The 12,771-nt window shown below is 72.8% G+C and carries 14 protein-coding genes and 1 pseudogene; 9 read left to right on the forward strand and 6 right to left on the reverse strand.

Going from position 1 to position 12,771, the window contains the following annotated elements:
* Positions 1 to 32: 32 nt before the first annotated feature.
* Both ABFY03_RS03265 and ABFY03_RS03270 read right to left on the reverse strand, forming a co-directional pair.
* Entirely contained in the window at positions 33 to 269 is a 237-nt protein-coding gene (locus ABFY03_RS03265; protein WP_346169103.1) for a hypothetical protein, read from the reverse strand.
* Between the two features lie 450 nt (positions 270 to 719).
* The gene (locus ABFY03_RS03270; protein WP_319012515.1) at positions 720 to 1,745 is read right to left on the reverse strand and encodes a LacI family DNA-binding transcriptional regulator; all 1,026 of its coding nucleotides are present in this window, start codon (positions 1,743 to 1,745) and stop codon (positions 720 to 722) included.
* Positions 1,746 to 1,896: 151 nt separating this feature from the next.
* Between ABFY03_RS03270 and ABFY03_RS03275 the strand changes: the two genes are divergently transcribed.
* Genes ABFY03_RS03275 through ABFY03_RS03290 form a run of 4 tightly spaced genes read left to right on the forward strand, consistent with a single transcriptional unit; the run spans position 1,897 to position 7,371 of the window.
* A complete protein-coding gene (locus ABFY03_RS03275; RefSeq protein WP_346169104.1) occupies positions 1,897 to 3,204 on the forward strand; it encodes an ABC transporter substrate-binding protein in 1,308 nt (435 codons plus the stop codon).
* 29 nt (positions 3,205 to 3,233) lie between these two features.
* Positions 3,234 to 4,181: a carbohydrate ABC transporter permease gene (locus ABFY03_RS03280; RefSeq protein WP_319012517.1), complete on the forward strand. Its 948-nt coding sequence runs from the start codon at positions 3,234 to 3,236 to the stop codon at positions 4,179 to 4,181.
* Positions 4,181 to 4,999 carry a carbohydrate ABC transporter permease gene (locus ABFY03_RS03285; protein WP_346169105.1) on the forward strand — a complete coding sequence of 273 codons (819 nt, stop codon included), beginning with the start codon at positions 4,181 to 4,183 and terminating at the stop codon, positions 4,997 to 4,999. Before ABFY03_RS03280 ends, ABFY03_RS03285 begins: the two co-directional genes overlap by 1 nt.
* An 8-nt stretch (positions 5,000 to 5,007) precedes the next feature.
* Positions 5,008 to 7,371, forward strand: a complete 2,364-nt coding sequence (locus ABFY03_RS03290; RefSeq protein ID WP_386723760.1) for a beta-xylosidase/alpha-l-arabinosidase — start codon at positions 5,008 to 5,010, stop codon at positions 7,369 to 7,371.
* Here the strand turns inward: ABFY03_RS03290 and ABFY03_RS03295 are convergent.
* Positions 7,347 to 8,159: an ABC transporter permease gene (locus ABFY03_RS03295; protein ID WP_346169107.1), complete on the reverse strand. Its 813-nt coding sequence runs from the start codon at positions 8,157 to 8,159 to the stop codon at positions 7,347 to 7,349. The two genes, ABFY03_RS03290 and ABFY03_RS03295, sit on opposite strands and share 25 nt — an antisense overlap.
* Before the next feature lie 331 nt (positions 8,160 to 8,490).
* Here ABFY03_RS03295 and ABFY03_RS03300 point away from each other — a divergent pair, with 331 nt between their 5' ends.
* The gene (locus ABFY03_RS03300) at positions 8,491 to 8,847 is read left to right on the forward strand and encodes a SpoIIAA family protein (protein ID WP_319012521.1); all 357 of its coding nucleotides are present in this window, start codon (positions 8,491 to 8,493) and stop codon (positions 8,845 to 8,847) included.
* Between the two features lie 162 nt (positions 8,848 to 9,009).
* Here ABFY03_RS03300 and ABFY03_RS03305 read toward each other — a convergent pair whose 3' ends face one another.
* The gene (locus ABFY03_RS03305) at positions 9,010 to 9,453 is read right to left on the reverse strand and encodes a DUF2199 domain-containing protein (protein ID WP_346172192.1); all 444 of its coding nucleotides are present in this window, start codon (positions 9,451 to 9,453) and stop codon (positions 9,010 to 9,012) included.
* 344 nt (positions 9,454 to 9,797) lie between these two features.
* Between ABFY03_RS03305 and ABFY03_RS03310 the strand changes: the two are divergent.
* Positions 9,798 to 9,986: pseudogene (locus ABFY03_RS03310) on the forward strand (GNAT family N-acetyltransferase); the annotation flags it as partial.
* A 20-nt stretch (positions 9,987 to 10,006) separates the two neighbouring features.
* Here the strand turns inward: ABFY03_RS03310 and ABFY03_RS03315 are convergent.
* On the reverse strand, positions 10,007 to 10,615 hold the full coding sequence (locus tag ABFY03_RS03315; protein ID WP_319012522.1) for a TetR/AcrR family transcriptional regulator: 609 nt from the start codon (positions 10,613 to 10,615) through the stop codon (positions 10,007 to 10,009).
* A 91-nt stretch (positions 10,616 to 10,706) separates the two neighbouring features.
* On the opposite strand from ABFY03_RS03315, the gene ABFY03_RS03320 reads away from it, so the two are divergent.
* Both ABFY03_RS03320 and ABFY03_RS03325 read left to right on the forward strand, forming a co-directional pair.
* The gene (locus ABFY03_RS03320) at positions 10,707 to 11,120 is read left to right on the forward strand and encodes a DUF4345 domain-containing protein (protein ID WP_319012523.1); all 414 of its coding nucleotides are present in this window, start codon (positions 10,707 to 10,709) and stop codon (positions 11,118 to 11,120) included.
* Positions 11,121 to 11,164: 44 nt separating this feature from the next.
* The gene (locus ABFY03_RS03325; RefSeq protein WP_386723751.1) at positions 11,165 to 11,395 is read left to right on the forward strand and encodes a hypothetical protein; all 231 of its coding nucleotides are present in this window, start codon (positions 11,165 to 11,167) and stop codon (positions 11,393 to 11,395) included.
* 4 nt (positions 11,396 to 11,399) lie between these two features.
* Here ABFY03_RS03325 and ABFY03_RS03330 read toward each other — a convergent pair whose 3' ends face one another.
* Positions 11,400 to 12,008, reverse strand: coding sequence for a DUF998 domain-containing protein (locus tag ABFY03_RS03330; RefSeq protein ID WP_346169108.1), 609 nt, complete (start codon positions 12,006 to 12,008; stop codon positions 11,400 to 11,402).
* 86 nt (positions 12,009 to 12,094) lie between these two features.
* On the opposite strand from ABFY03_RS03330, the gene ABFY03_RS03335 reads away from it, so the two are divergent.
* Positions 12,095 to 12,766 (forward strand): DUF2278 family protein, encoded by a 672-nt coding sequence (locus ABFY03_RS03335; protein ID WP_346169109.1) that lies wholly within the window; start codon positions 12,095 to 12,097, stop codon positions 12,764 to 12,766.
* Positions 12,767 to 12,771 lie beyond the last annotated feature (5 nt).

Here is a 12,771-nt window from a genome sequence, read left to right on the forward strand (position 1 = left end):
TCGCCGATGTCACCGCTGCCCTCCCATGTGCCCTAGGCCCCGGCCCAGTTGCCGGACTTGAGCTTGAAGCGGTCGCCGTCCGCGTCGACGACGTACCGGCCCCGGGTGGAGAGCGGCGCGGTCCACGAGGCGGCGAGGCGCTCGGCCGCCCCCTCGACGGCCCGGGTGGCGGTCCCGGGGGCGGCATCGGCACCGGGCACGGCCACGGCGACGAGCACGGCGGCGGCGAGGAGCCGTACCGCGAGGCGAGCGGGTCTGGGGGTGCGCATGAGGTGTCCCTCCGGTCGAGTGGAGTGAGGACGTGCGGTGGTACGGACCCCGGCCCGGCCGGGGCGTCGTACGCGGCGGGTGCGCGCCGCCCGGGTCAGTCGGCGCCGGTCGTGGCGGTGGTCGCGGGCCCCGGGACGAACGCCCGGGTGCCGACGGCGGCTCCGCCGGGGGCCCGTGACCCGCGGGGCGGTGGGCGCGGCGACAGGTCGGGGGCGGGGGCCTGCGGAAGGTGCGCTCCTGCGGGATCCGGTGCGGGGAGCCGTCGTCGAGGAACGGCCGGGCCGCCCGGGACACGGCCGTCGGGGGGAACCCCGTCCGCCGGGCCGGTTCCGCTCTGCCGAGTGATCGTCACACGGCCGCAACCTAGAGCAGTCCCCTCGCTTCTTCCAGTGCGCGCACGGGAGTTGGCGCGTCCTCTCCACTCCCGGGCCGCCCTCGGCCGGGGATCGTCACCCGGTGGCGTGGGCCGGCGGGGCGGTGCTCTTCCTGACGACGAGGCTGGTCGCGAGTTCCATGCGGGTGACCGCGGGCTCCCCGGCGCGCAGCCGGAGGAGCATCTGCACCGCCTCCTCGCCCATGGCGCGCAGCGGCTGGTGGATGGTGGTGAGGGGCGGGCTGCACCAGTGCGCGATCATCACGTCGTCGTAGCCGACGACGGACAGGTCCTCGGGCACGCGCAGCCCGCAGACCCGGGCGGCCTCCATGGCGCCGAGCGCCTGGAGGTCGCTGCCGGCGAAGATCGCGGTGGGGCGGTCCGGCAGCCGCAGGAGTTCCATCGCCCGGGCGTAGCCGCCTTCGACGTGGAAGTCGCCGAAGCGGACGAGGGTGTCGTCGTGGGCGAGGCCGGCCATGTTGAGGGCGGAGCGGTAGCCGTCGAGCCGGGCGAGGGAGCAGAGCATGTCCTCGGGGCCGGTGACGATGCCGATGCGGCGGTGGCCGAGGTCGATGAGGTGGCGGGTGGCGGCGACGCCGCCGGACCAGTTCGCGGAGCCGACGGACGGCACGTCCGGTTCGGGGTCGCCCGCCGGGTCGACGATGACGAAGGGGATCGACCGGGCGTCGAGCTGGCGTTTCACGGCGTCGGGGAGCGCGGAGAAGACCAGGACCACGCCGATGGGGCGGCGCTGGAGCACTCCCTCGATCCAGTCCGGCGCGGGGGCGTGCCGGGTGCCGCTCTCGGTGAGCACGACGCTGGCCTGGTGGGCCTTGGCGAGGTTCTCCACGCCGCGGATCAGCTCCATGGCCCACACGCTGTCGAGTTCGTGGAAGACGAGCTCGATGAGGGGTGCCTCGCGGGCGACGCGGGTGGTGCGCCGGTAGGAGTGCGCTTCGAGAAGCCGCTCGACCTTGTCGCGCGTGGTCGCCGACACGTCCTGCCGTCCGTTGAGGACTTTCGAAACTGTCGAAAGTGACACTCCGGCCTGCTGGGCCACCTCCGCCAGCGTGATGCGCCGGTTCTCCTCGTCGTTTCGCATTCGCGCAGCATAGAGCACCGCCGTCCGCCCCGACCCGGTCACGTTTTGATAACGCGCCGCCGGAGGGTTGCCCCTCCGGCCCGGCAGGCTTAGCGTCCCGCAGCATGAAGTTTCGGAAATCAGACCGAAACTCTTTCGAAAGGTTGAGGCGATGAAGCGGCACACACGACTCCTCAGAACCGCTGTCGTCGGCGGGGCGTCGCTGGCGCTGACCATCTCCCTGGCGGCCTGCGGCGGCTCGGGGGACTCCGCGGAGGGCGGCGCGGGCACGATCCACGTCCTGGTGTACGGCGACGCCACCAACAAGGTGGAGAAGCAGCTCGTCGACACCTTCAACAAGACCTCGAAGGTCAAGGCCGTCCTCGACACCATCCCGGGCGCCGACTACCAGTCGAAGCTGCAGACGATCATCAGCGGCAAGCAGGCCCCGGACGTCTTCTTCAACTGGGGCGGCGGCAGCATCAAGCCGTTCGTCGACGCGGGCCTCCTCATGCCGCTCGACGACTTCATAGCGAAGGACCCCGGGCTCAAGTCGAACTTCCTGCCGTCGGTGTTCGACACCGCCGTCGTCGGAGGCAAGCCGTACGGCGTTCCCATGCGCGGCACCCAGCCCGTCCTGCTGTTCAGCAACAAGAAGGTCCTCGCGGACGCCGGCGTCACCGCGCCGCGCACCTGGGACGAGCTCCTGGCCGCCGTCAAGACGCTGAAGGCCAAGGGCGTCACCCCCATCGCGCTCGGCGGCGGCGACCGCTGGCCGACCCAGATGTGGTTCCAGTACCTCTACGACCGGGTCGCCGGGCCCGAGCTCTTCCAGAAGGCAGTGAACGGCGACAAGAGCGTCTGGGCGAGCGAGGACAGCAAGAAGGCCCTCGGCATGCTGAAGGAGCTGATCGACGCCGGCGCCTTCGGCACCAACTACGACTCGGTCAAGTTCACCGACGGCGGCTCCCCCGCCCTCCTCGCCACCGGCAAGGCCGCCTTCGAGCTCATGGGCTCCTGGGAGTACTCCACCCTCCAGGACGCCTACCCGGACTTCGTCAAGAGCGACCTCGGCTACGGCACCTTCCCGGCCATCGCGGGCGGCAAGGGCGACCCGGCCAACCTCGCCGGCAACACCAACAACTACTACTCGGTCCTGAAGAACACCGAACACCCCGAGGCCGTCGCCGAGTTCCTGAAGCTCATGTACTCGGACGAGTTCGTCAAGGGCCAGCTCGGCATCGGCAACCTGCCCACGACCACCAACACCCCCCGGTTCCTGGACGGTTCGGCGAACCCCGCCTACTCGAAGTACCAGTACGACCTGGTGAAGAAGGCCCCCGCCTTCCAGCTCTCCTGGGACCAGGCGTACCCGCCGGCCGCCACCACCACCATCCACCAGGCCGTCCAGCAGTTCTTCAACGGACAGACCGACGCCGACGCCTTCATCGCCGCCATGCAGAGCCTGCCCGCGGCCTGACGCGCGGCCCGACCTCCGGAACGCCTGACATGACCACTGCCACAGCCTCCGCCGTGGACAGCGCCGCGAAGACCCTCCCGCGCGGGCGGCCCGACCGCCCCGCGACCGGAGTGGGCCGCCCGGGCTTCGCCTGGGCGGCGCCCGCCGCCGTCTTCTTCGGCCTGTTCGCCCTCGTCCCGCTCGTCCTCGTCCTCGTCCTCTCCTTCACCCGCTGGAACGGCCTCGGCTCCCCGCAGTTCGCCGGCCTGGACAACTGGCGCGGACTGCTCGACGACCCCGTCCTGGTGAAGAGCCTCTGGCTGAGCCTGCTCCTCACCGTCCTCGGCGTCGTCGTCCAGACGCCGCTCAGCATCCTGCTCGGCGTCTGGGCCGCCGGACGGCAGCGCAACCGGGCCGTCCTCTCCGCCGTCTACTTCGTCCCGCTGCTGCTCTCCATCACCGCCGTCTCCGTCCTGTGGCGCGCCGTGCTCGACCCCAACTTCGGCGTCCCCTCCCAGGCCGAGTGGCTCTTCGGCGACGGCAACCTCTTCGGCACGCAGACCGGCGCCCTCGGCGTCCTGGTCCTCGTCAGCACCTGGCAGTTCACCCCGCTGCACACCCTGATCTACCAGGGCGCGGCGCGGTCCATCCCCGAGGTCCTCTACCAGGCCGCCCAGATCGACGGCGCGGGACGGGTGCGGCAGTTCTTCCACATCACCCTGCCGCAGCTGCGCAACACCATCGTCACCTCCGGAATCCTGATGGTCGTCGGCGGACTCACCACCTTCGACACCATCCTGATCCTCACCCAGGGCGGGCCCGGCACCGACACCACGAACAGCGCCTACTACATGTACCAGAAGGCCTTCAAGAGCTTCGACTTCGGCGCCGCGTCCGCGATCGCCCTGCTCCTCGTCCTCGTCGCCACCCTGGTCTCCCTGGTCATGGTGCGCCTGACCGGCTACGACAGGATGCGCAGCACCATGGAGGGCGTGTGATGCGGAAACGCCCCAACTACCTGGCCGGATTCGGCTCGTTGATCTGGCTGTTCGTGGTCGGCCTGCCGCTGTACGTGATGCTGGTCGCCACCTTCCAGACCCGGGCGGAGTACGCGCGGAACGGACCGCTCGCCTTCCCCGACCACTTCACGCTCGACAACTACGTCAACGACCTCAACGACGGCTTCGGGCAGTACTTCCTCAACACCGTCGTCGTCACCGTCTGCGTGGTCGGCATCGTCCTGCTGCTCGTGCCGCCCCTCGCGTACGCCATCGTACGCAGCGACGGCAAGGCCACCGGGCGGGTCTTCCGGCTCTTCCTCCTGGGCCTGGCCATCCCGTCCCAGGCCGTGATCGTCCCGATGTTCTACCTGATCAACGAGGCCGGCCTCTACGACAACCTGCTGGGCGTCATCCTGCCGACGGCCGCCTTCGCGATGCCCGTCTGCGCGCTGATCCTCACCGGCGTCATGCGGGACATCACCCCCGAGCTGTACGAGGCGATGACCGTCGACGGGGCCTCGCCCCGGCGGATCTTCCTGCGGCTGGTGCTGCCCCTGTCCAAGAGCGGTCTGTCGACCATCGTGGTCTTCTCCTCGCTCCAGGCGTGGAACGGCTTCCTGTTCCCGCTCGTGCTCACCCAGTCCTCGGAGAACAAGGTGATCACCATGGGCCTCTACGACTTCCAGACGGAGCACGGCGTCGACATCCCGGGCCTGCTCGCGGCCGTCGTGCTCTCCATGCTCCCCATCCTGCTCGTCTATCTGTTCGCCCGTCGGGCCCTGGTCCAGGGGCTGATGGGAGTCGGAGGAAAGTGACCGAGACCGTGGCCATCCAGTCCCCCGCACCGCTTCCCGCCTGGCGCGACCCCGAGCTGAGCGCGGAGGACCGCGTCGACGCGCTGATCCGCGAGATGACCCTGAAGGAGAAGACGGCCCAGCTGTACGGCGTGTGGGTGGGCGCCTCCGACGAGGGCGCCGAGGTCGCGCCGCACCAGCACGACATGGAGGAGCCCGCCGACCTCGACGCCCTGCTCCCCGACGGCCTCGGCCAGCTCACCCGGCCCTTCGGCACCGTTCCCGTCGACCCCGCGCTCGGCGCCCTCTCGCTGATGCGGACCCAGGCCCGGATCGCCGCGGCCAACCGCTTCGGCATCCCCGCCGTCGCCCACGAGGAGTGCCTCGCCGGCTTCGCCGCCTGGGGTGCCACCGCCTACCCCGTCCCCCTCTCGTGGGGTGCGACCTTCGACCCCGGGCTGGTCCGGGAGATGGCCGCCGCCATCGGCCGCGACCTGCGCGCGGTCGGCGTCCACCAGGGCCTCGCGCCGGTCCTCGACGTCGTCCGGGACGCCCGCTGGGGGCGCGTCGAGGAGACCATCGGCGAGGACCCGTACCTCGTCGGCACCATCGCCACCGCGTACGTCCAGGGCCTGGAGTCGGCCGGGATCGTCGCCACCCTCAAGCACTTCGCCGGCTACTCGGCCTCCCGGGCGGGCCGCAACCTCGCCCCGGTCGGCATGGGCGCCCGGGAGCTGGCCGACGTGATCCTCCCGCCGTTCGAGATGGCGGTCCGCGAGAGCGGCGTCCGGTCGGTGATGCACGCCTACACCGACACCGACGGCGTTCCCTCGGCCGCCGACGACCGGCTGCTCACCGGGCTGCTCCGGGACACCTGGGGCTTCACCGGCACCGTCGTCGCCGACTACTTCGGCGTCGCCTTCCTGAAGACGCTGCACGGTGTCGCCGGCACCTTCGGGGAGGCCGCCGGGGCGGCCCTCGCCGCCGGCGTCGACGTCGAACTGCCCACCGTCAAGACCTTCGGCGCACCCCTCGCCGAAGCGATCCGGGACGGGCGGGTGCCGGAGGAGCTGGTCGACCGGGCCGTGCGCCGTGTCCTCCTCCAGAAGGTGCGGCTCGGGCTCCTCGACCCCGACTGGAGCCCCGTCCCCGCGGTGCTGCGCGACGCCGACACCACGGCCGATCCGGAGACCCTGCGGGGCACGGTGGAGCTGGACCCGGACGCCAACCGCGCGCTGGCCGGCCGCATCGCCGAGCGGGCCGTCGTCCTGCTCCGCAACGACGGCGTGCTGCCGCTCGACCCGCGCACCCGCCGCCGGATCGCCCTCGTCGGCCCCAACGCCGAGGTGCCGACGGCCGTCCTGGGCTGCTACTCCTTCCCCGTCCACGTCGGCGGACAGCACCCCGACACGCCCCTGGGGATCGAACTGCCCACGCTGCGCGAGGCCCTCGTGGCCGCGTTCCCCGACGCCGAGGTCGTGGTGGCGCGCGGGACCGGCGTCGACGACGCCGACACGGACGGCTTCGCCACGGCCGTCGCGCTGGCCCGCGGCGCCGACCTCGTGGTGGCGGCGCTCGGCGACCGCGCCGGGCTCTTCGGCCGGGGCACCAGCGGCGAGGGCTGCGACGCCGGGTCGCTCAGCCTCCCCGGGGCGCAGCAGCAGCTGCTCGACGCCCTCCTGGACACCGGCACCCCGGTCGTGACCACCCTGCTGGCGGGGCGGCCGTACGCGCTCGGCCGTGCGGCCGACGAGTCCGCCGCGATCCTCCAGGCGTTCTTCCCCGGCGAGGCGGGGACCGTCGCGATCGCCTCCGTCCTGAGCGGGCGGACGGAGCCGAGCGGCCGACTGCCCGTCAGCGTGCCCCGGGACCCGGGCGCCCAGCCGTCGACGTATCTGGCCTCGCGGCTGGGCCACCGCAGCGAGGTCTCCAGCATCGACCCGGCCCCGGCCTTCGGCTTCGGCCACGGCCTCACGTACACCACCTTCGACTGGAGCGATCTGACGGTGGAGGAGGCGGAGGTGCCCACGGACGGCGTCGTACGCCTCGGCCTCACCGTGACGAACACCGGTGACCGTCCCGGCACCGAAGTCGTCCAGCTCTACCTCCACGACCCGGTGGCGTCGGTGGTGCAGCCCGTGCAGCGCCTCGCCGGGTACGTACGGGTCGGCCTGGAGCCCGGTGAGGGCCGGCGGATCCACGTGGAGGTGCCCGCGGACCTGGCGTCGTTCACCGGCCGTGCGGGGACGCGGATCGTGGAGCCGGGCGAGCTGGAGCTGCGGTTCGCGGCGTCCAGCACGGATCCGCGGCTGACCGCCCGGGTGACGCTGACCGGTCCGGTGCGGGAGGTGGACCACCTGAGGCGGCTTCACGCCGACTTCGGGATCCGCTGACCGTCCGGGTCGGGTGCGGGGCGGCGGTGCAGCCGGCCCCGGGCGGCGAGTTCCAGGGTGAGGGCGACGGCGATCGCCTCGACGGCGAGGAGGGCGATCAGGACGAAGACCTGCACCGCGCCCGCGGTCAGCGGGGACGCCCCGCCGAGGAGCATGCCGACGAACGCTCCCGGCAGGGTGACCAGGCCGACGGTGCGGGTCTGGTCCAGGGCGGGCAGCAGCGCGTCCGAGGCCGCCGCGCGGGCCACTTCGAGGCGGGCGTCGCGCTCGGGCAGACCGAGCGCGAGGCCCGCCTCGACCTCGCCGTGCCGCAGGTCCAGCTCGTCGAGGGTCCGGCGTCCGGCGAGGGCCGTCGCGGTCATGGCGCCGCCGATGAGGATGCCGCTCACCGGCACGACCGCGATGCCGGGCACGGTCAGCAGCCCCGCCGCGACCAGACCGGCCACGATGGGCACGACCGGGGCCGCGAGCGGGAGCACCGCCCACCACCAGGTGCCGTTCCCGGTGATGCGGCGGCCGGCGGTCCGGGCCGCGACGGCGAGCATCAGGAGCAGGAAGCCCACGAGCGCCGGGGTGTGGTGGACGGCCCAGCCGATCAGCGCCGAGACGGCCGCCAGCTGCACCACCGCCCGCAGTCCGGCGGTGATGATCTCCCGGGCCCGCGCGGACGACCCGTCGGGCGAGAGCCGGAACCCCGCGGTCACCGCGGCGGCCACCAGGAGCAGCACGACGAGGGCCACGGCGAGCGAGGTGTCGACGGGCAGCAGGGTCTCGGCGGCGACATGCATGGGACATCGCTACCCCGCGGGGCGGGGGCTCCGCCAGGAGCGACCCGCGCCGGGGTCACCCCAGGGTGCGGTGGCCGCCCTGGTGGATGACGAGCGGGGTGCCCGCGACGGGACACGCGATGACGGGGGCGCGTCACCGACGAACCGCGCCTCACGTCCTGCGCGGGCACCGGCACGGTCGGCACCCCCACCACGTACGACCTGGTGGACCTGCGGGCGCTGGACTGAGCGGAGCCCGCTCCCGTCCTCACCCGTTCGGGCGTGCCGCATGGCCGCCGGCACGGGCGGCCAGCAGAGTCGAGGGGTCCCCCACCCGAGACCGGAGGCGTCCGTGATCAAGAAGCTCGAAGGAATGCCGGCCGGCGTCATCGGATTCGAGGCGTCCGGCAAGCTGTCCGCGGAGGACTACCGCGACACGGTGCTCCCCGCCCTCGTCGAGGCCGCGGGAGCGGGCGAGGTGCGCTTCCTCATCGTCGTACGGGACTTCGACGGCATGTCGGGCGGAGCGCTGTGGCAGGACCTCAAGGTCGGCGTCGAGCACCTGCGCGCCTGGAAGCGGATCGCGCTCGTCACCGACATCGAGTGGATGACCCATGTCACCTCGTTGTTCGGCTGGATGACCCCGGGCGAGACGAAGACCTTCCCGCTGGCCCGGCGGGACGAGGCGGTCGCGTGGGTGGCGGGGTGACGGGCGCACCGGCGAACCGCCGCGGCGGGGCGGCCGCTTCCCGAGGGCGGCGCCCTCGCGCCTGCCGAGGACACGCCCGAAGGGTCGGCCGCACACTGCGGTGAGTCGTGTCGGCGACGTGCGTCGCCGACACGCCCGGCGCGACACGGGCGGGTTCGGCCCTCACGCCCGCGAGGCCTCCGCGATCTCCCGCACACGGTCCAGGGTGATCCCGGTGCGCTGCTCGACGGCGAGGGGATGGTCGGTGGGCTCCAGCTCGATGAGGGGGCGCTGACCGACGGGGCGGGTGTGGACGTGCGTCTTCAGGTTGAGGGTCGTGGCCGGATAGACCAGCAGCTCCGTGGTGAGCCAGCCGAAGTACGGTTCCTCGGCCTCGCGGCCGGGCGTGTCCCACAGGTCCGCGGCCCGGGCGAAGTTCGCGCGACTGAGCGAGACCCAGACGCCCCAGGAGAAGACCTCGTCGCTTCCGAGGACCGGTATCTCGATCAGGCCCTTGACGAAGAAGTGCTCTCCGCGGATCACGCACTGGTCGGAGGAGAGCAGGCTGTCGTCGGTGGCGGCGAAGGCGGGGTCCCACACGGCCGGCGCGTCGGCCGTGTAGTGCATCGGCAGCTCGTGGTGACGGTCCCCGCAGCACGAGCAGGCGCATCCGAGATCACTGGTCATGGCGCCGAAGCCTAGAGGGCACGGCTACCCCCCTCTGACCCGGGGTCATACCGCGTCCGTGTCGACGCCGACGGCGCCGGCCGCGCGCGGTTCGCATCCGAGCTCCCCCGTCGGCACGCGCGGGTGACGCCGCCACCACCACAGATCGGGGCCGGGGAGCCGAGGGATCTGCCCGACCGCCTGCCCGTCGTCGTCGACGGTGGCGGCCTCGAAGCGGTCGTCCAGCCCCCGGATCCGCGGCGTCCGGAGCCGGGCGAGGTGGTCCTCCAGCAGGATCCACGCCTCGTGCGCGGCGGGCCGCCCGGGAGGAGTGGGGGCTTGAGCAGTCGTGGCTGGCGGTCCCGGGTGGAGAAGGGCTGGAGGACTTCTACGGTCGTCTGGGGTGACGGGAGGTCGGGCGGTGGCCCGGCGCCTTGCGTTTCGCGTCCGGCGACTCCAGGGACGAGGTCCTGATGTTGCTCGCGCCCCTCTGAGCGGACCCGGGCAGACGTCCTCAGGGGCGGCGGTCCGGGGCGGGGTCCTCGGCGAGCAGGGGGCGGAGCGCGCCGAGCGCCGCTCCCACGCAGACGTCGCGCAGTTCGGTGCGGGTGCAGGTCTCGTGGGTGAGCCAGTCGACGCACAGGACCTGGACGAAGACCAGCCAGCTCTTCAGGACGCCCGAGACGGCTTCGCGCGCACCGTCGTCCGTGAGGGGCAGCACGGCCAGCAGCCGGGTGCGCAGGGCGTCCAGTTCGTCGGTCATGATCGTCTGGATGACCGGGTCGCCCGCGAGGACCCGGTTCGCGGCGAGGACCGCGTTGCGGTTGGCGACGAAGTAGTCCAGGTGGACGTCCATGCCCTGGGCGAGCTGCTCGGCGAGCGAGTGGCCGGGGTCGAACCGCGTCTCCGCGAGCAGCCGGTCGGCGGCCTGCTGGTAGACGGCCGCGAAGAGCGCGTGCTTGCTGGGGAAGTGACGGTAGAGCAGGGCCCGGGACACGCCCGCCTGTTCGGCGACGTCCTCCATCAGCACGTCGGCGTAGGGGCGCTCGGCGAAGAGGCGCGCGCCGACGCCGAGGAGCTGGGCGCGGCGGTCGGCGGGGGCGAGTCGCTGTCGGGGAGGCACGGCCACAGCTTAGTTGACATGCGTCTACTGGCACACCCACTCTAGTAGACACACGTCAACTAAGCCTCTCCCGCGACCTCCTGGAGGAACCATGGCAAGAGCTCTGCGCGCACTCGTCCTCGCGATGGGCTGGGCCTGCGTGGCGATCGGCCTGCTCCACGTGGCCCTCGGCAACGCGGCGGTCCCGGGAGCCGAGGACGCCGGCCCGACGATCGACAGCCTGGGCCGGTTCCTGGGAGCCGCCTTCGCCGGCTACGGCCTGGCCTGGCTGTGGGCGGCACGGCAGCACCCGGTCCCCGCGCGGGCCGTGCGCTGGCTGGCCGGCGTCTTCCTGCTGGGCGGCGTCGGCCGACTGCTCTCCCTCGCGGCCGAGGGCCGTCCCCACGTCTTCCAGATCGCGCTGACCGTCGTCGAACTCGCCCTTCCGCCGGTCTTCTTCTGGCTGGCCGACGCGGAGGAGCGGGCGTCACGCGCCGGCGTGGGGGCGGTCCGCACCGCGCGCTGACGGCAGCGGGCCGCTCAGCCCGCCGTCGTCCGGACCAGCGGGCTGTGGCCGATTGGTCGCCGGTCCATCCGGTCCACCCGGAGGAGGGCGACCGGGCGGGGCTGCCCGAACCGCAGGACCGGATCGACTACGTCCTGCACAACGCCCGCGGTCTGCGGGCGCTCGCCTCCCGCACCCTGCTCCTGGGCACGCCGGCGCCGTGGCCGGACGTCGCCGGGAACGCGTGGCCGTCCGACCACGCGGCGGTGGTGACCGCCTTCGCGCTCCGGCCGTGACCGCTCATTCGCTCTCCTCGGCGGCCGGCGTCACCGCCGGGCGGCGGAGGCAGGACGCCACGACGACGAGCGGCCAGAGCGACTGGACGCAGGTCACCAGCCGCTCGGCGATGCCGGCGGGTCCGTGGCGGGTGGTCTCGATGACGTACCAGAGCGCGCCGGCGCCCATGAAGGCGGTGGCGGTGAGGGCCGGGACGAGCCGCAGCCCCCAGGGGGCGGTGGGGTCCCTGCGGGCGGCGAGCACCGGCCACAGCGCGAGGAGGGTGAAACCGACGGCGGCCAGGGAGCCGTGGCGGAGCGAACCGCCGCTGCTGGGTGCGGGGACGAGAGCGACGAGCACCGACGCGACGCCGCCGCCTGCCAGCGCGAGCCGGCCGGCGGGCACGGCCACCCGAAGTCCGCACGCCGTGAGCAGATGGCAGGCCCCGAGGCCGAGGAGCGCGGAGGTCATCACCCAGAAACCGGGCGCGCCGTAGGCGGCGAGGACGCTGATGCTCTGGGTGATGGGGTCGTACGCGGAGCCTTCGAGGTGGCCCGCGACCACCCAGCCCGCGATGAGCAGGACGGGCGCGCATCCCGACGAGACCAGGGCCCAGAGGGGTACGGATCGCATCGTCCCACCGTAGGCCGGACGCACGACACCCGTACGCACCGTCACCGACGCGTCGCGCGGCGTGACCGCCGTGGTTCACTGACGGCATGCCTCTCGCCAGCTACGGCGTGCTCGTGGGCCAGCTCCACCGGCACTTCCGCGACGACCCCGACACCCAGGGGCGATGGTTCCACATCAATCTGGAGGTCGACGCGCCCGCCGGACGCTTCCACTGTGCCGTGGACGTCGACAGCCACAAGTCCAACGTGGGCGTGCGCTGGAAGGTGCTCACGCTCAGCGCGCTGGAGCTCGGGCCCGCGGCGGGGCTGGCCCTCGGCTACCACGACCTGGCGTTCGCGCCGGACTCCGGGGCGCTGGACTACCTGCGCCACCCCTTCCTGGTCGACCACGCGGGAGTGCTCTTCCGGCGGCGCCCGCCGGCCTGGCTGACGGAGCTCATGGACCTGCTGGGATCGCACCCCTGGCAGATCGGTTCCTACGCCGAGGCCACCGACGCCCTGGAGCCGATCCTGGTGGCGGGGCGCCGGACCCTCGTCTTCGGCGAGCCCTTCACCGACGACGACCTGGGCCGTCTGGGCATGCACAACGTGCATCAGAACCAGGGCGATCCGGCCGGTTCGCAGTGGTGGGACGAGAACGGGATCTGGCAGGACGGCGCCACGGTCACCGAGCGGCCCGACGGACGCTACGACGTGTTCCTGAGCAAGTTCTCCTCCCAGGCCGACCTCACGGACGGCTCGGGACACCCGGTCGGGTGACGGCC

The sequence above is a fragment of the Streptomyces roseofulvus genome, from assembly GCF_039534915.1.
Taxonomy (GTDB): domain Bacteria; phylum Actinomycetota; class Actinomycetes; order Streptomycetales; family Streptomycetaceae; genus Streptomyces; species Streptomyces roseofulvus.